This window comes from Pelagicoccus mobilis (genome assembly GCF_016595505.1).
GTDB lineage: Bacteria > Verrucomicrobiota > Verrucomicrobiia > Opitutales > Opitutaceae > Pelagicoccus > Pelagicoccus mobilis.
Genome location: NZ_JAENIL010000063.1, coordinates 1 through 16,257 on the forward strand (window position 1 = coordinate 1; position 16,257 = coordinate 16,257).

14 protein-coding genes are annotated in these 16,257 nt (G+C 54.5%); 10 read left to right on the top strand and 4 right to left on the bottom strand.

Translation table 11 applies throughout. The features are described 5' to 3' along the window. Positions 1-152 precede the first annotated feature (152 nt). The 8 genes from JIN87_RS23725 (at position 153) to JIN87_RS23760 (ending at position 7,359) form a co-directional block, all read left to right on the top strand. Positions 153-674, top strand: a complete 522-nt coding sequence (locus tag JIN87_RS23725) for a lipopolysaccharide kinase InaA family protein (RefSeq protein ID WP_200358273.1) — start codon at positions 153-155, stop codon at positions 672-674. Beyond that, positions 664-1,809, top strand: a complete 1,146-nt coding sequence (locus JIN87_RS23730; RefSeq protein WP_200358275.1) for a hypothetical protein — start codon at positions 664-666, stop codon at positions 1,807-1,809. The genes JIN87_RS23725 and JIN87_RS23730 overlap by 11 nt, the downstream gene beginning before the upstream one ends. Before the next feature lie 256 nt (positions 1,810-2,065). Continuing rightward, the gene (locus JIN87_RS23735) at positions 2,066-2,860 is read left to right on the top strand and encodes a DUF3450 family protein (protein ID WP_200358277.1); all 795 of its coding nucleotides are present in this window, start codon (positions 2,066-2,068) and stop codon (positions 2,858-2,860) included. Positions 2,861-2,882: 22 nt separating this feature from the next. Further along, the gene (locus JIN87_RS23740; protein WP_200358279.1) at positions 2,883-4,304 is read left to right on the top strand and encodes a MotA/TolQ/ExbB proton channel family protein; all 1,422 of its coding nucleotides are present in this window, start codon (positions 2,883-2,885) and stop codon (positions 4,302-4,304) included. Positions 4,305-4,312: 8 nt separating this feature from the next. After that, positions 4,313-4,873 (top strand): MotA/TolQ/ExbB proton channel family protein, encoded by a 561-nt coding sequence (locus JIN87_RS23745; protein ID WP_200358281.1) that lies wholly within the window; start codon positions 4,313-4,315, stop codon positions 4,871-4,873. After that, positions 4,873-5,286 carry an ExbD/TolR family protein gene (locus JIN87_RS23750; RefSeq protein WP_200358283.1) on the top strand — a complete coding sequence of 138 codons (414 nt, stop codon included), beginning with the start codon at positions 4,873-4,875 and terminating at the stop codon, positions 5,284-5,286. Before JIN87_RS23745 ends, JIN87_RS23750 begins: the two co-directional genes overlap by 1 nt. Before the next feature lie 9 nt (positions 5,287-5,295). Beyond that, positions 5,296-6,000 carry an energy transducer TonB gene (locus tag JIN87_RS23755; protein WP_200358285.1) on the top strand — a complete coding sequence of 235 codons (705 nt, stop codon included), beginning with the start codon at positions 5,296-5,298 and terminating at the stop codon, positions 5,998-6,000. Between the two features lie 3 nt (positions 6,001-6,003). After that, entirely contained in the window at positions 6,004-7,359 is a 1,356-nt protein-coding gene (locus JIN87_RS23760) for a tetratricopeptide repeat protein (RefSeq protein WP_200358287.1), read from the top strand. Between the two features lie 31 nt (positions 7,360-7,390). Here the strand turns inward: JIN87_RS23760 and JIN87_RS28630 are convergent, their stop codons facing one another. After that, positions 7,391-7,744, bottom strand: coding sequence for an ArsR/SmtB family transcription factor (locus JIN87_RS28630; protein ID WP_200358289.1), 354 nt, complete (start codon positions 7,742-7,744; stop codon positions 7,391-7,393). A gap of 54 nt (positions 7,745-7,798) precedes the next feature. On the opposite strand from JIN87_RS28630, the gene JIN87_RS23770 reads away from it, so the two are divergent. Both JIN87_RS23770 and JIN87_RS23775 read left to right on the top strand, forming a co-directional pair. Further along, positions 7,799-8,341 carry a rhodanese-like domain-containing protein gene (locus JIN87_RS23770; RefSeq protein WP_200358291.1) on the top strand — a complete coding sequence of 181 codons (543 nt, stop codon included), beginning with the start codon at positions 7,799-7,801 and terminating at the stop codon, positions 8,339-8,341. Continuing rightward, positions 8,338-9,996, top strand: coding sequence for an FAD-dependent oxidoreductase (locus JIN87_RS23775; RefSeq protein WP_200358293.1), 1,659 nt, complete (start codon positions 8,338-8,340; stop codon positions 9,994-9,996). Before JIN87_RS23770 ends, JIN87_RS23775 begins: the two co-directional genes overlap by 4 nt. A gap of 85 nt (positions 9,997-10,081) precedes the next feature. Here JIN87_RS23775 and carB read toward each other — a convergent pair whose 3' ends face one another. The 3 genes from carB to JIN87_RS23790 form a co-directional block, all read right to left on the bottom strand. Continuing rightward, positions 10,082-13,321 carry a carbamoyl-phosphate synthase large subunit gene (gene carB / locus JIN87_RS23780; protein ID WP_200358305.1) on the bottom strand — a complete coding sequence of 1,080 codons (3,240 nt, stop codon included), beginning with the start codon at positions 13,319-13,321 and terminating at the stop codon, positions 10,082-10,084. A 283-nt stretch (positions 13,322-13,604) separates the two neighbouring features. After that, on the bottom strand, positions 13,605-14,825 hold the full coding sequence (locus JIN87_RS23785; RefSeq protein ID WP_200358307.1) for a sigma-54-dependent transcriptional regulator: 1,221 nt from the start codon (positions 14,823-14,825) through the stop codon (positions 13,605-13,607). Between the two features lie 104 nt (positions 14,826-14,929). Next, positions 14,930-16,102 (bottom strand): type II secretion system F family protein, encoded by a 1,173-nt coding sequence (locus JIN87_RS23790; protein ID WP_200358309.1) that lies wholly within the window; start codon positions 16,100-16,102, stop codon positions 14,930-14,932. Positions 16,103-16,257: the final 155 nt, after the last annotated feature.

Sequence of the window (16,257 nt, forward strand, 5' to 3'; positions counted from 1 at the left end):
TTCTTTGGGTTATCTTATCGGTCTCCATCCACGGCATCAAAAAGTGTTAACCATGTCTCTTAACACCTGTTAACCATGTATCTTGACCAGACAGGAAGAAGATCGCCTACCGGATCAACTCGAGCAAAGCGCAGCGTTCGTACTTGCACAGCGTGGCTTTGAATGACTTCGGAATTAGCAGTCCTCAACCGATCGCCTGGCAGGAAAAGTGGTCGGGCGGCTGGCTGGTCGAGAGCCATTATCTTTGCGCGTTTCAGGAGTTTGAGCATGACGCGTCGGCTTTGCAGGACGCGGATTGCGAGGATCGGGACGAGAAGCTGGAGATGCTGGGCCAAGCGGTGGGCCGGATGCATGAGGCGGGGTTGTTGCACTTGGACATCAACCAGGGGAACTGGCTGTTTTCGCGAAGCGGCGAGGGGCGGTGGGAGCTGGACTTGATTGACAACAATCGCTTGCGGCGGCGGACGGTCTCGCTGGGGAGAGGCGTGAAGTGCCTGTTGCAGCTGGAATTTGAAGGAGAGGTTCAGACGCGGCTTTTGCACGCTTACGCGGACAGTCGAGGGTTTGAGCGGGAAGCGTGCGTAAGGACTTTTGATACGAGCAAAGGGCGGTATGAGCTGAAGTGGCGCGTCAAGAACGCCACGAGACCGTGGAGGAAGAAAATTGGACTCTAAGGACGAATTTTTGGAGATCGAGTGGGATCGCTATAGCGAGCAACCTTATCCGATCCGGCACCGTCGAAATATTTGGAAACGGGCTAGGTATTCATTTGTTGACTACGTAAAGACGTTTTTCACGACGGTTGCGTTCTTGCCGTTCATCGTCGGCTACCAGTTCGTTCTCAATTTTGGGAGAATGCCGAAGCGTTGGAAGCAGCGTGGCGAGGATATCAAGGACTTTGCGGGGCTGGCGATCGCATTGCACTCGAGCGACGCGGAGTCGAACGCCGAGCTGATCCGGGAGCTTGGCGTGCGCAGGATCTTGCTGCGCGTTCCGGTTTGGGAGATCGATGAACTCGATAAGTACGTCGGGTTTATCGATAGCTTGCCGGATTGCGATTTCGTGGTGTGCATCATGCAGACGCGTAACGAGGTGATCGATGCGGAGCGTTGGCGCAAGCTGCTCCGCCAGATCGTCGAGCGTTGCTGGCCGCGGGTGAAGGTTTTCCAGATCGGCCAGGGAATCAACCGATCCAAGTGGGGGTTCTTCAGCACGGGAGAGTTTTTGAGATTCGCGAGTGTCGCGGAAGAGATGCGGGAGGACTTCCCGGGGATCGAATTGGTAGGGCCTTGTATTCTGGATTTCGAGACGATGCCGTTGTTTCGCTGTATCACGCATGGCCACAAGATTTTCTGGGACGCGGTGGGCTGCGCTCTTTACGTCGACCGGCGTGGCTCTCCGAAGAATAGGCAGCTTCTCTTTTTCGATTTTCGTCAGAAGCTGCTGCATTTCGTGGCGTGCATTCGTTTTGCGACAAAGGCGCAGCGGCGCTTTTGGATCACCGAGGTGAATTGGCCGATCGCGGACCAAGGGCCGTACTCGCCGACGCACGAGCCTGACTGCGTTTGCGAGGAGGATGCGGCTGTGTATTTGAGGCAATACTACGAGGAGGCGTGGGATAGCGGACTCGTGGAGCGCGTCTACTGGTGGCAGCTGATTGCGAAGGGCTTTGGGTTGGTTGACGTGGGCGACGATGGTTCGCTCCGCAAGCGGCCGGGCTTCTACGAGTTTAAGCGAATGTTGGATAACGGACTCGAAGACCGGAGCGAACCGGTTGCCCAAAGCGATGATTCCAAGTCCTCGGAGTAGGCGGGCCTAGGCCAAGACTCAGATTTACTCGCTGGTTTCGGTCGTATCGGCGATGGGTGAAACGGAGTTCCTGTTTGTTTTTTCGGGGCGAGTGGCGCGTGGGGATCTTTGACGAATTTTGAGAGTTTGGTCGTTTATTTGACAAAATTCCCAACCCCGCTTTATCTAAGAGATGCCTTTTCGTTAGCCGGTCCGTTCGGGGCGCTTTTGCCCGGGTTTGGCTGCCTCTTAAACTGCGTTTTATCCTCCCACTGGTATGCCCAAAAACATTGGATCGATTCCCCGTCGCCTCCAGAAGTTGAGCTTCTGCGTCGGCCTAGCCGCAATCCCTGTCTGGTTCGCGTATGCGAATCTTCCGTCAGACTCCGTAAGCAAAGTGGAGCAAGATACCGATCGCTGGATCGAATTGCAGTCCCAGATCTCGAAAGCGCGAGCGGAGTGGAGGAGCGAGCAGACGCTGCTGCAAAGCACGATTAAGCTTTTGGAGACTGAGGAGAGCACGCTCAAGGGGAACCTCGAAGCGAACCAGAAGGCGAGCGACGTGTATGTGGGGAACCGAGATCGGATGAAGCAGAGCATCGACGATAAGAAGGCGGCGCTTGATGCCTTGGTCACTCCTTTGGCGCGTATTGAAACCGAGTTGCGATCCTTGATGCCTCGATTGCCGGAGCCTCTGCTGGCGGAGTTGAAGGTGCATCTGGACAAGATCGAAAACGGGGATGGCGAGATCGCGATTCCGGTGAGGGTACAGAGTTTAGTGGCGGCGCTGACGGCGATTGATCGTTTCGGCAATTCGCTGACAGCGGCTCGGATTACGCGCCCTGGTCCGGAGTCGGGCGAGGTGAGTGTGCGCGTGCTCTACTGGGGGCTTGCGTGTGGCTATGGCGTCGATGAGGCGAACCAGCGGGCTTGGGTGATCCAGCCAGGCTCGGGCGGCTGGGACTGGCAGCAGCGCGACGACCTTTTCCTGCAAATCTCGGAAATGATTGGCAATTACGAGAACGAGTCGACCGACCCTCAACTCATCAGCCTTCCTGCAACTCTATTATAAGGGACCAATCGGAATACGAATTATGAGAGAAAGACTTTCAAAGAAGATGACTCGGTCGCTGTCCGCCTTTGCTGTTTCCTTCCTGCTGTTTACGGGACTGCAACCGGCTATGTTTGCTCAGGATCTGCCGGAGGAGATTTCTGGTTTGGTGGAAAGCAGCCTGCAAGAGTACCTTGCCCTCGAGCAGAGCATCGCGACTGAGAAGACGCCTTTGGTGGCACGGCTTTCCGAGCTGGAGGAATCAAACCTCAAGTTGCGTTCGGAAGTGGAGAGCTACCGCTTCCTTAGCCAACAAGTGATCGCGGAGATCGAAGAGCTCGGGGAATCGGGCAAGTCGGTTACGAGCCAGATAGAATACGTTCGTTCCGCGTTGGACGGGTTCTTGGACAAATTTGAAAGCCGTATCAATATTTCGGAGACGCAGGTTTACATGGATGATCTGGATGCGATTCGCGCGAAGGTCGATCCGGATAGCCAGAACATGCAAGCCGAGTTCGCTGGCTACGCGGATGCGATGCGTTTGTCCTTGCAACGGATTTCTAGAAATATCGGCGGGGAAGTCTTCTCAGGGAAGGCGATCGACAGCGAGGGGCGTATCCACAATGGCAAGGTCCTGATTTTTGGTCCAGCTGGCTATTTCCAGAGTGAGGATTCGAAGCAGGGAGGAGTGCTCAAGTACGACTCTGGAGCGATCGAGCCTGGAATCACTTTTCTACCCGATGCCCAAGGCGCTCAGATCGGAGGATTTGTGGAAACGGGAAGCGGGGAGCTGCCGCTTGATTCGACCTTGGGTGATGCCTTGGCTTTGCAAACGTCGAAGGGCGATTTGATGACCCACTTGAAACAAGGTGGATACGTTGGCTTTATCATTCTTGCTCTCGGGTTGATCGCGGGAGTCATCAGTTTGCTAAAGCTGAGCGACCTTGCAGGTTTCTACACGCCGGCGGCGGATCAGGTGGCGGAGATTTCCCGTTTGGCTCGCGAAGAGAGCACAGCTGCGGCGCAAGGACCGCTCAAGGAAGTGAAAGGGGTTGCGGGCGACGTGCTTGCCACGGGAGTGCGCAATATCAACAAGAACGCGCTCTTGCTCGAGGAAACCATGCTGAGCGTGATCTTGAGAGCCAAGCCACGCATGGAACGTTATTTGCCTTTCTTGGCGATTACCGCGGCGGCTTCGCCTTTGCTCGGTTTGTTGGGTACGGTGGTTGGCTTGATCAAGACGTTTGCTTTGATAACGCTTTATGGAGCGGGCACGCCAAACGCTTTGTCGAGCGGGATTTCGGAGGCGTTGATCACGACGGAGCTTGGGCTTATGGTAGCGATCCCGACTTTGATTTTGCATGGTTTGTTCTCTCGTCTGATCCGTTCAAGGATTGTGGCTTTAGAGCAGACGGCGTTTGATTTTGTCGAGTCGACCAAGTTGGAAATATCCGTTGGGGAATAGTTGGGCTGATGGAATCGATCTCCACCTTTATCAACGCGCTGAAGACCGGGGGGCCGGTCATGTACATCCTAGCTGTATTGTCCTATGTGCTCTATTGGCAGATTATTGCTATATTGATGTATGTAGTGAAAGTTCGGTTACACCGATTTATCGATAGTCGGAGCTATGCGTTGAATGCTCGTACGAATCGAGCGGGGGTTGCCTCTACGCAGCTGGAGTTGCTTTTGATCCGCTATGAAGACGTGTTGCTGCAGTTTCGGGAGTTTATGCGCAACCGGTTACGTTTTGCTGGAGTGTTGCTAGTCGCCGCTCCGCTATTGGGTCTGCTCGGTACGGTTTTGGGGATGCTTGAGATGTTCAATGGGCTATCGCTCAAAGCGGGGCATCAAACGACACTGCTGGTTGCGGAAGGGGTGAAGAAGTCGCTAATCACGACCCAGACGGGTCTGACGATCGCGATCCCGGCTTTGTTTATCATGTACTGGATACGCCGTGTGGCGAACCGACGCGAGCTTGAGCTCTTGGAGCACAAGGTGAATGCCACCGAAAATAACGAATTTGAAGACTGATGCTTAAGGAATTACTACGCAGTAGCGAAGAAGATAAGGTGGATATCAATCTGTCACCAATGATCGATTGTGTATTCATATTGTTGATCTTTTTTATTCTGACTACGGTCTTTCTCCAAGAGACGGGGATCGAGGTGGATCGACCGGAGGCTTCGGGGTCGGTGCCATTGGAGCAGGACAGTATCTTGATTGGGATCAGTTCGGATGAACGTATTTTTCACGGTGGGCGCGAGATTAGTTTGTCCTCGGTTCGTCCGATCGTTTATCGGGCGCTCGCGGCAAAAAGGGCTTCTGTGATTATCCAAGCGGACAAGAACATAGGGCTCGATCTTTTCGCTAAGGTTTATGGTGAGGCCAAAGTGGCGGGAGCGGATGTCTATTTTTCAACGGATGAGGTGATCAACTACGAATAGTTGAGGTGTATGGAATCGATCGATACAGAGTTTAAGACTACCCGAGTTTCGATTCGTGCCCATTTGGGATCGATACTGGTGACCGTTGCCGTTTTCACGGCTATTGCGACTACGGGAGTTCGCGTGTTCAAACTCGAGCCGAAAGAGAGCGAGGACAAGCCGGTTTATTACCTCGCTCCGCCTCAGGACTACGTAGAGGTGAAGTCGTCCGCACCGGATGTATCCAATCCAATTGATACGTCTTCGATCACTCTTGAGGAGATGGAGCCATCGGTCGAATTGGAGCTAAGCCCGATCGACGTTTCGTTCAATCCGGATGTGTCTTCTGACGTCACACTGAATTTCGATATCAGCCAAGATTTCCAGGCGGCGCCTCCAGGTTTGGAAGAGTTTCAGGAATTCACCATCTATGACCAGACTGAGGTGGACGAAAAGCCGGTCCTTCGATTTTCAGTTCCTCCATCAGTCCCCTATAGTTTACGTGGGGAAGCGGTAGATGTCGTTGTTTTTTATTACGTTTCCGAGAAGGGCAGAACAGAGCGTCAAAGCGTTCTGTATTCTTCTTCCGAAAACCCTACATATGGCGATGCTGCTAAGGACGCGATTAAGAGTTGGCGCTTTAGGCCGGCTAAGAAAAACGGCAAGCCGGTAGCCTGTTGGGTACAGCAAACTGTTCAATTCAACGAGGGCTCAACCAGCCCATTCACTTTATAGGTCATGCGTTACATCATATACTTCTGTTTTGTTCTCTTTCTCAGTAACAGTCTGTTTGGGCAGCTTAAGTTGAAGAAGCCGAAGCTTTCGGGGGATGAGCTTAGCCAGCGAATCGAGGAAGGGTATCGATCGGTCGATAGTCCGGAGCCTTATGTGACGGCGGTGGAGAAGGAGCTTTTGGAGAAGATCTACGCACTGTTTTCGTCTGACCCAGACTATGCCTACACGTTCTTGCAGGAAACGCTTGATAGCGATTTGCCGGTCTCGGCCGCATTTAATCACGCTTTAGGCAACCTCTATTTCCGGAACCGGAACTATTTCCAGGCTGAGAACCAGTACCTTGCGGCGGTTCAGAAGCATAAGTCCTTCCGACGGGCGTGGAACTCTTTGGGGCTAGCCCGCTACAAGCAGGGAAGCTACGAGAGCGCTGCGGAGGCTTTGGGAACGAGTGTGCGTTTTGGGGCGAACGACGCGATGACGTTCGGTATCCTCGGCTACTGTCACCTTCAGCTAGGGCGCTATCGCTCAGCAGAAACGGCCTATCATTTCGCGATGTTGTTCGAACCGGATCAGACCGATTGGGCTGAGGGAATCGCGCAAGCCTACTATGAGACGGCTCGATATGAGGAAGCGATTTCTGTATTCGATGACCTGTTACGTACAGATCCGAACAACAGCGAATTTTGGCTGATGAAGGCGAACGCCTGGCTTGCTCTTGATAAGCCGCTCAAGACAGCCCAGTGCCTAGAGATCGCTCGACGCGTGGGCGATATCGAATCCGATTCTCTGTATCTTCTCGGAAACGTCTATCTCGAGCAAGGAATCTTTGAGCTGGCCCGAAAAGTGTTTTTGTCGGCTGCGGAGGATGAAGACGGGTTGAATCAGAAAGAGCTCCTGAATGCCGTTCGGTATCTCGTTTTTAACGACAAGCATGAGTTCGCTGAGGAGATATTTGCCCATCTCAAAGACGAGTCGTCGGATTGGACTCACAATGACAAGACGATGTACCGTTTCTTGAAGGCGGAGTTCTCGTATTTCCGGGGTGATGTGGATCAATCGGAGGCCGAGTACTTGCATGGTCTAGAGCTCGATCCGTTCAATAGCTACGCACTGATGAAGTTGGCGAGCATAAGTATACGAAATGAGAATACGGATCAGGCTATTGTGTACTACGATCGCGCGGCGGCCGATCCCGCGCAAAAGCAGACGGCGCTCCTTTCCAAGGCGATTGCATTGATTAACAACAAGCAATACCGGTTCGCTCTGAAGACTTTGGAGGAAGTCATGAAGGAGAGTGATGATAACAAGGTGACTCGCTTACATGCTCAAGTGCAGCGACTCGTTGATTCGGGAAGCTGATGTGGCTTCAGGCTTTTCAGGGAGTGAACTCTTACTGGTTGGCTTGGCCTAGGAGCGAGCTGAGGCGCTCTTTCAATTTCTCTTCGGTACGATCGCACACGATTTTGCAAAGCTCGAAGAGCATTGGCTCTTTGATCGAGTAGCGAGCGAAGTTGCCCTCCTTTTGCCGCTCTACGAGTTCGGCATCCAACAGCATTCCAAGGTGCTTCGAAGCGTTGCCCTGCTTCAAACCGGTTTCAGATACCAGTTCTCCCACCGTGCGGGGACCTGGCATTAGGGCTGAAATGAGGCGCAAACGGGCTGGCTCGGAGAGCAAATTGAACAGTTTCGCGATTTCGGTAAGCTGACCCTCAGAGAGAGGATTTTGAGAATGGTCTTTTTTCACTTGAATATTACTGTATCGTGATATGGTGATGTTTGACGTTAATCCAAGACATTTATGAAAACGATAGGAAATGAGGAGTACTGGGCCAACCCAGAAGCATATCTTTTGGTGGATGTAAGAACGCCTTCGGAGTTTTCCGAGGCTCACATTCATAGCGCGGTTTCACAGCCGCTTGATGATCTGTCCGCGGAGCGTGTGGAGGCGCAGGCTCGGGGTAGGCAGATCCTTTTTACTTGTTTGTCAGGCGCTCGGGCGAAGAGGGCTGCCGAGCTTTATGGTCGTGAATCTGGTGTTTTAGAGGGGAGCCTACAAGGCTGGGAGCGTGGAGGATATCCGGTTGTCCGCAGCACGCCAAAGGGGTTGCCGTTGGTTCGGCAAGTTCACCTTACGGTTGGACTGATCAACATACTGGCAACTTTGATGGCCTTTTTTGTTCACCCGTACTGGGCGGTCGTTTTGCTCCTGACCGGAGCAGGGCTTTTCGTTGCGGGAGCGACTGGTTTTTGTGGTTTAGGTTTTCTTTTTGCGAGAATGCCATGGAACCGGACTGCTGCTAGTGCCTCGCAGCTCAACACTTCATGTTCCTGTTCGAGATGAGCCAGAAAACGATCATCATTGGAGGTGTCGCGGGAGGAGCTTCGGCTGCCGCACGTTTGAGGCGTTTGGACGAAAACGCTGAGATCCTGGTGCTGGAGCGGGGGCCGTATGTTTCGTTCGCGAATTGCGGTCTGCCGTATCGGGTAGGCGAGTTGATCAAGAGTGACGACGATCTTCTGTTGGCCTCGCCGGGGCTGTTTCGAGACCGCTTCAAGATTGAAGTACGAACCGGAAATGAGGTGCGAAGCATCGATACCGAGGGAAAGACGGTGAGCGTGCGCGACCTTTCGACGGGCGAGGACTATAGCGAATCCTACGACAATCTCGTTTTAGCTCCCGGAGCGAAGGCGCTTCGTCCTCCCATTCCAGGCATCGATTTGCCTGGAGTATTCTCGGTTCGAACCATTCCAGATGCTCGAGAGATTCAAAGGTGGATCGCCGCAAAGAACGCTGATAAAGCGGTGGTTGTTGGCGGAGGTTTCATTGGTTTGGAGATGGCCGAAAATCTCAAGCACCTCGGGCTTGAAGTAACGCTTGTCGAAATGCTCGATCAAGTGATGCCTCCGATGGATGCGGAGATGACGCGCCCACTCGAGAAGCATATGAGTGCCAAGGGAGTCAGGCTTGCATTGGGTGATGGGGTATCGTCGTTCACGGAAGCTGCAGACGGGAAATTGTCAGTGCAGACGCAGTCCGGAGCGAAACACGAAGCCGATATTGTGATCCTAGCAATCGGCGTGCAGCCAGAGACCTCGCTCGCTCAGGCTGCGGGAATCGATCTCGGTGAACGCGGAGGGATTCTAGTCGACGACCGTATGCGTACGAGCAAGCCAGATATCTACGCAGTCGGCGATGCGGTTGAGAAGATCGACACGGTGAGCGGTCAGTCGATGCTGTTGGCTCTTGCGGGTCCGGCTAACCGACAAGGCAGGATCGTTGCTGATAATATTGCCGGCCGTGACAGCCGTTTCCGTGGGGTTCAAGGGACTTCGATTTGTGGAGTATTCGACATGGCGATTGGATCGACGGGACTTTCTGAGAAAGCTCTGCAACGCTTGGGAGTTACGAACTATCGAAGCGTCTATCTGCACCCGGCCCATCATGTGGGCTATTACCCAGGAGCAGAGACTCTTCACATGAAGCTGATTTTTGACAGTGAAGATGGGAAGATTCTAGGGGCGCAAGTTACCGGTAAAACCGATGTAGCCCGGAAGCTGGATGTGATTGCGACTTACATCCAGATGGGAGGCACGGTCTATGATCTTGAAGAAGCTGAGCTCGCCTACGCTCCTCAGTTTGGCGCCGCCAAGGATGCGGTGAATCTGGCAGGTATGCTCGCAGCGAATACGCTCCGTGGGGATCACTTCCCGGTCTCGCCCACACAAGCGATTCCAGAAGAGGTTACTTTATTGGACGTGAGGGAAGCTGCTGAATGGGATCGCGGACATTTGGAAGGGGCGGTCCACATCCCCTTGGGCAGCTTGCGTGATTCGCTGGATAAATTGGCTAAGGATCAACCCGTTTGGGTCTACTGCCACGTAGGTAAGAGAGGGTACGATGCCCAGCGAATGCTTCGGCAGCATGGCTACGAAGCATACAACATGAGTGGTGGCTGGTTGAGTTGGGGGGAGCGAGTAATCTTGAAACGTAGGTAGGGGCCGGCCGTCGTGTCGGACCTAGGCACACAAAAAAAGACCTCCAATCTCGGAGGTCTTTTGCTTTGGAAAGTTTCCTTTGTAACTAAGCGTTGCCGACGCTCTTCTGAACGTAGCTCTGTACGGAGCGTACTTCGTAGTCGGTCTTGCTGAGTGACTTGATGCCAGACACTGCGGCTTCCGCACCTGTGATCGTTGACATGATACAGATGTTGTTCGCCCAAGCAGTCGAACGCATGTAGTTTTCGTCCTTACGCGGGATCATGCCTGATGGCGTGTTGATGATGAGCTGAATTTCACCGTTCTTCATCATATCGAGCACGTTTGGTCGACCTTCCGCGATGCGGAAGAGCTTCTTAACTTCGAGACCGTTCTCCTGCAGGTACTTGGCTGTTCCGGATGTGGAGTAGATGTTAAAGCCGAGAGCGATCAAGTTGCGGGCGATGTCGAGGGCGCGTGGCTTGTCTTGGTCCTTAACTGAGAGGAAGCAGTTTCCTTCGGTTGGTAGGGCTGGTTTTGCGGCCGCTTGTGTCTTTGCGAATGCGATACCAAAGTCGCTGTCCAGACCCATAACCTCACCGGTTGAACGCATTTCTGGCCCGAGTCGGATGGTGGAACCTGGGAAGCGAACGAATGGGAATACCGCTTCCTTGATGCACCAGTGCTTGGGTGACATCTCCTCGGTGAAGCCGAGATCCTTCAACTTCTCGCCAGTCATTACCTTGGCAGCGAGTTTGGCGAGTGGTACACCGATCGCCTTGGAGACGAATGGCACGGTACGGGAAGCGCGTGGGTTGACCTCGAGAACGTAGAGCTCGTCGTCCTTGATCGCGAACTGGACGTTCATGAGACCGACGACTTTGAGAGCCTTAGCGAGGCGGAAAGACGCTTGGCGAACGGTCTCGATCATCTCCTTGCGGAGAGTGTGTGGTGGGAGAACCATGGCTGCGTCACCGGAGTGAACACCTGCGTACTCGATGTGCTCGAGCATGCCGCCGATGAGAGTGGTTTCGCCATCAGAGATACAGTCGACGTCCAGCTCGATCGCGTCTTCGAGGAACTTGTCGAGTAGGACGGGCTTGTCTGGAGAAGCGTCGAAGGCTTCCCGGATAACAGCCTTCATTTCCTCCATCGTGTGAACGATGAACATGCCGCGGCCACCGAGTACGAAAGATGGACGGAGGAGAAGCGGGAAGCCGACTTCCTCAGCGGTATCGATCGCTTCCTTTTCGGAGAGAACCGTGCGGTTGGCTGGCTGTTTGAGGCCAGTCTCGTCGAGGATCTGCTTGAAGAGTTCGCGGTCTTCGGCGGCATCGATGGACTCAGGTGTGGTACCGATGATGTTTACGCCGTGAGACTTGAGCTGAGAAGCGAGGTTGAGCGGAGTTTGGCCACCGTACTGAACGATCGCACCTTCGCATCCCTCTTGATTGTAGACTTCGAGTACGTCTTCGAGAGTGAGCGGTTCGAAGTAGAGCTTGTCGGACGTGTCGTAGTCGGTGGATACGGTCTCCGGATTGGAGTTGATCATCACAGACTCGTAGCCGAGCTCTTGGAGAGCGAAAGAGGCGTGCACACAGCAGTAGTCGAACTCGATGCCCTGGCCGATACGGTTCGGACCGCCACCGATGATCATTACCTTCTTCTTGTCGGTTGGGATAACTTCGTTTTCGTCGCCGTAAGAAGAGTAGTAGTAAGGGGTCTTTGCTTCGAACTCAGCTGCACAGGTGTCTACGAGGCGGAAAACGGTGTCGACGCCTTTAGCCTTGCGAGCTGCATTTACGTCGCTCCACTCGCAGTCGAAGAGAACGCCGAGTTGCTTGTCGGAGAAGCCGTATTCCTTGGCCTTGCGGAGAGCTTCGGCAGAAACGTCTTCGAGCTTTTGGCCAGCTAGCTCTACCTCGAGATCGTGGATCTGTTTGAGCTGGTGGAGGAACCACGGATCGATAGCGGTGAGTTCGAAGAGTTTCTCGAGCGAGTAGCCTGCCTTGAGCGCGTAGCGGAGGTAGAAGACGCGGTCCGTGTTTGGACGGACGAGCTTACCGTTGATCTCTTCTTCGGATGGAAGGTCGTTACCGCCAAACTTGCCGCCGACTCCAAATCCGTTGGCTCCGGTTTCGAGTGAGCGGAGGGCCTTTTGGAAGGACTCCTTGAAGGTGCGGCCGATCGCCATGGCTTCACCGACGGACTTCATTGCTGAAGTGAGTGTGTCGTCTGCGCCTGGGAACTTTTCGAAAGTGAAACGAGGGATCTTGGTAACGACGTAGTCGATGGACGGCTCGAAGGAAGCTGGAGTCGCCTTGGTGATGTCGTTCTGGATTTCGTCGAGCGAGTAGCCAACTGCGAGCTTGGCCGCGAACTTAGCGATCGGGAAGCCAGTCGCCTTGGAAGCGAGAGCGGAGGAACGAGAGACGCGTGGGTTCATCTCGATAACCACCATACGTCCAGTGTTCGGGCAGAGAGAGAACTGGATGTTGGAACCACCTGTTTCGACTCCGATTTCGCGGATGACGGCGAAGGACGCGTCACGCATCGCTTGGTACTCGCGATCGGAGAGGGTCATCGCCGGTGCAACTGTTATAGAGTCGCCGGTGTGAACGCCCATCGGGTCGAAGTTTTCGATGGAGCAAATCACCACGCACTGGTCCTTGCGGTCGCGCATGACTTCCATCTCGTATTCCTTCCAGCCGAGGAGACACTCTTCGACGAGTACTTCGTGGACTGGGGAAATATCGAGACCCTTGGAAACGATTTCCTCGAACTCTTCGCGGTTGTAAGCAACGCCGCCGCCGGAACCACCGAGGGTGAAAGATGGGCGAATGATGAGCGGGTAGCTGCCGATTTCCGTAGCCGCTTTGCGAGCGTCCTCAAGAGTGCCGACGGTGCGAGAGTGGGCGACGTCGAGGCCGATCTTGAGCATCGCTTCCTTAAAGAGTTCGCGGTCCTCGCCCTTCTTGATGGCGTCCGGTTTCGCGCCGATCATTTCCACGCCATGCTCGTGGAGGATACCGGCTGCTTCGAGCTCGAGGGAAAGGTTGAGAGCAGTCTGGCCACCGAGGGTTGGGAGGAGCGCGTCGGGACGTTCCTTGGCGATGATCTTAGTGACCGCGTCGACGGTGAGTGGCTCGATGTATGTGACATCGGCGAACTCCGGATCGGTCATGATCGTCGCTGGATTGGAGTTAACCAAGATGACTCGGTATCCCTCTTCCTTGAGCGCTTTACAGGCCTGGGTGCCAGAGTAGTCAAATTCGCAGGCTTGGCCGATGATGATTGGGCCTGCCCCAATGATTAGGATGCTCTCGATGTCTGTTCTTTTCGGCATGGCAAAAAAATTTGAGAGAGTTCACGCATGTGTGCGGCTCTCGGCAAGGGTGAAAAGAGAAGAAAACCGGGTTTCTGCAAGCTGGAACGGAAAAGCGAACGAAAATTCGTGTGTTCTGGAGTCGCAACCAGTTCGAGCCGAGCGAATTTGAGGATGGACTGTTGCGGGAAAGACCTATGTTGGGCTGATGGAGCGAATCAGCGTTCGGGGCGTGTCTGCACGAGAGTCGCCCGGTTCCGGTTAGGAAGGCGATTGCGTGTGGGAGGAGCTCTGAGCTGGCAGCTTAGAGATCGCCTTCGTCGAGGCCGAGGATCTGAGCGGCTTTGCCGGAGTCTCCTTGGCAGGCTTTTAGAACGGCTTGCTTGTAGCGGTCTGACTGCTCCGCCAAGTAGTCGTTTAAGTTCGGCCAGCTGGAAATGTCGCGTAGCTTGTCGGGAAGGTCGGCTTCGCGGATGACCTGTCCTTCGCCAACTTCGGCGGCGGCGGCCAAGACTTCTTGGAATTCGGTGTAGTTGCCGGGCCAGCGATAGCCTTGCAATAGCGCCAATGCGCCTTCGCCGATCGAGGTGAAGGGAAGGTGGTTTTGGGCGTAGTAGGCGAGCGCGAGAGCTGCGATATCGTCGGGCCGATCCCGGAGAGAGGGAACTTGCAGCGCGTTGTTCGCGATCCGGAAGTAGAGGGCGTCCTCAAATTCCCCGGCTTCCACAAGCTGTTCCAGGTCTCGAGTGCTGGAGCAGATGAAGCGAGTTTCGCCTTTGAGGTCGCGGATCAAGTTGCCGAGCGGTGCTTGGTGCTCGTGAGAGATAGCGTCGATGCCGGCGATGTAGAGGGTGCCGCCCTTGGCGGATCGGATCATCTCGCTGGGACCGCCAGCTCCGTCGAAAAGGAGTTCGGGGAGCTCGCTTGCTTCCGACTTCTTGGCGTCGATGGTGACGAAGGGTTCGCCTGATTGCTCGCTGCGGGCGTGTACGACGGCGGCGACGTTCGACTTTTGGGTTCCCGGGTCGCCGTTGATGAGCAGCGGAGTCGGCAGCTTGGCGGAGCGGGATAGGCGCTCGTCGAAAGACTTGGCCAAATCCGAGTCGCCGGAAAGCAGGATGGAGTTTTGGGCTGCGGCGGTATTGCCGGATTCGAGCCGCCGCTTGCGTTCTTTGGAGGCTCGGTTGATCGACAGCATGAGCTGGTCGACTTTGAACGGCTTTGTGAGGTAGTCGAAGGCTCCCAGCTTGAGGGCTTGGGTCGCGTTTTCGACGTTGGCGTAGCCGGACATCATAATGACGATCGCGTTCGGGTCCGCTTCCTTGATCTGAGCGAGCAAGGACAAGCCGTCCATGGGCTTCATGTTGATATCGGTGAGTACGATATCGTAATGCTCGTCGCGGATTTTTTGGAGCGCGATTTCGCCGTCAGTGGCGAAGGCGGTGTTGTAGCCGATTGGCTGAATGACCGCGTCGAGCATTTCGTGAATGGACTCGAGGTCGTCTACTATGAGGATAGATTGCATCGATTGCTTAGTCGTTGCGGCAGATTGAAAGCGCGGGCGTCAGCTCTGCCAGCCTTTTCTCATCCTTTGACTGATTACAGCCTAGGGAAAGCTGACAGGTGCCTCTATCCCCCGACGACTGAAGAGAGCTGGAAGATTGGCATGAACATGGCCATCACGATACCGCCGACTACGACACCGAGGAATACGATGAGCATTGGTTCGATCAGCGAGGTGAGTGAGGCGATGATCGCGTCGGCCTCTGTATCGTAGAAGTCGGCGATCTTATTCATCATGCCGTCGACGTTACCAGTCTGCTCGCCCGCCTTGGACATGTGCTTCATCATAGGCGGGAAGAAGTCGATGCGTTCGATGGTTTCGGAGACTTGGCCACCTTCCGAGATGTTCTTGGAGATCTTTCGGCAGGCGTCTTCGACCTGAGTCTTTCCGGAGGAGGCGGCAACGATTTCGAGACAGCGTAGGATAGGTACACCGGAGCGGAGCAGCGTTGCGTAGGTGCGGCAGAAGCGGGAAAGGGTGATCTTGACGATCAGGTTTCCAAACACCGGCATCCTCACCACAAGCTGGTCGCGCACGCGGCGTCCTTTCGGCGTTTTGGTGAATCGGGACCAGACTTGGAAGAGGACGAATCCGCCTCCTAGGATATAGAGGATATTGTCCTTGAGGAAGTCGGAGAGGTCGATGAGGAACTGGGTCGGACCAGGAAGCTCTGCTCCGAAATCGCTGAACATGTCGGCGAAGGTCGGGACCACGAAAATGAGCAGTACGTTTACGAGGATGATGGCGAGAGCGATAACGGCGACCGGGTAGGTCATGGCTGACTTTACCTTTTTTGTCAGCTTGGTGGTTGCTTCGAAATAGCCGGCGACCTTGCCAAGAATTTCCGCGAGACCGCCAGAGGCCTCACCGGCTTCGACCATGGAAATGAAAAGGTTGTTGAAGGCTCTTGGGTACTTGGTACAGGCCGCGGAGAAGTTGCTGCCTTGGGAGACGTCTGCTTTTACCTCGCGGATGATGATTCGGAAAACGGGATCTTCGGTTTGGTCCTGCAGGGCGTCGAGTGCGGAGACGAGCGGGAGTCCGGCTTCGAGCATGGAGGAGAGCTGCTGTGTGAATACGGCAAGGGTCTCCAGCTTTAGCTTATATTTCTTGGCCTTCTTTTCGTATGCCTTCTCTTTGGCTAGACGTTGAGATTCCCAAAAGCTGACGGATTTCTGCTTTTCCTTGTGGACGAGGGAGTTCTTTGAACCGGACGACTGAGTGGCGAGTAGTGGCATGACTGTTCATACTTCGACCTGAGCAAGAGAAACTTTGTGCAGTATTGTGCTCAAACCGCGATAGGCGCCGTCCTCTACGGGCTGGGAGGTTTCATGAAAAAACCCGAGCTTTTCGGCTCGGGCGCGTTGGTTGGCTTTTTTGGACGAGGCGTGGG

Bases quoted from the DNA above. Each gene is read 5' to 3' on its own strand.
- JIN87_RS23735 (WP_200358277.1), top strand. From the start codon at position 2,066: ATGCCCAAAAACATTGGATCGATTCCCCGTCGCCTCCAGAAGTTGAGC.
- JIN87_RS23740 (WP_200358279.1), top strand. From the start codon at position 2,883: ATGAGAGAAAGACTTTCAAAGAAGATGACTCGGTCGCTGTCCGCCTTT.
- JIN87_RS23745 (WP_200358281.1), top strand. From the start codon at position 4,313: ATGGAATCGATCTCCACCTTTATCAACGCGCTGAAGACCGGGGGGCCG.
- JIN87_RS23750 (WP_200358283.1), top strand. From the start codon at position 4,873: ATGCTTAAGGAATTACTACGCAGTAGCGAAGAAGATAAGGTGGATATC.
- JIN87_RS23755 (WP_200358285.1), top strand. From the start codon at position 5,296: ATGGAATCGATCGATACAGAGTTTAAGACTACCCGAGTTTCGATTCGT.
- JIN87_RS23760 (WP_200358287.1), top strand. From the start codon at position 6,004: ATGCGTTACATCATATACTTCTGTTTTGTTCTCTTTCTCAGTAACAGT.
- JIN87_RS23770 (WP_200358291.1), top strand. From the start codon at position 7,799: ATGAAAACGATAGGAAATGAGGAGTACTGGGCCAACCCAGAAGCATAT.
- JIN87_RS23775 (WP_200358293.1), top strand. From the start codon at position 8,338: ATGAGCCAGAAAACGATCATCATTGGAGGTGTCGCGGGAGGAGCTTCG.
- carB (WP_200358305.1), bottom strand. From the start codon at position 13,321: ATGCCGAAAAGAACAGACATCGAGAGCATCCTAATCATTGGGGCAGGC.
- JIN87_RS23785 (WP_200358307.1), bottom strand. From the start codon at position 14,825: ATGCAATCTATCCTCATAGTAGACGACCTCGAGTCCATTCACGAAATG.
- JIN87_RS23790 (WP_200358309.1), bottom strand. From the start codon at position 16,102: ATGCCACTACTCGCCACTCAGTCGTCCGGTTCAAAGAACTCCCTCGTC.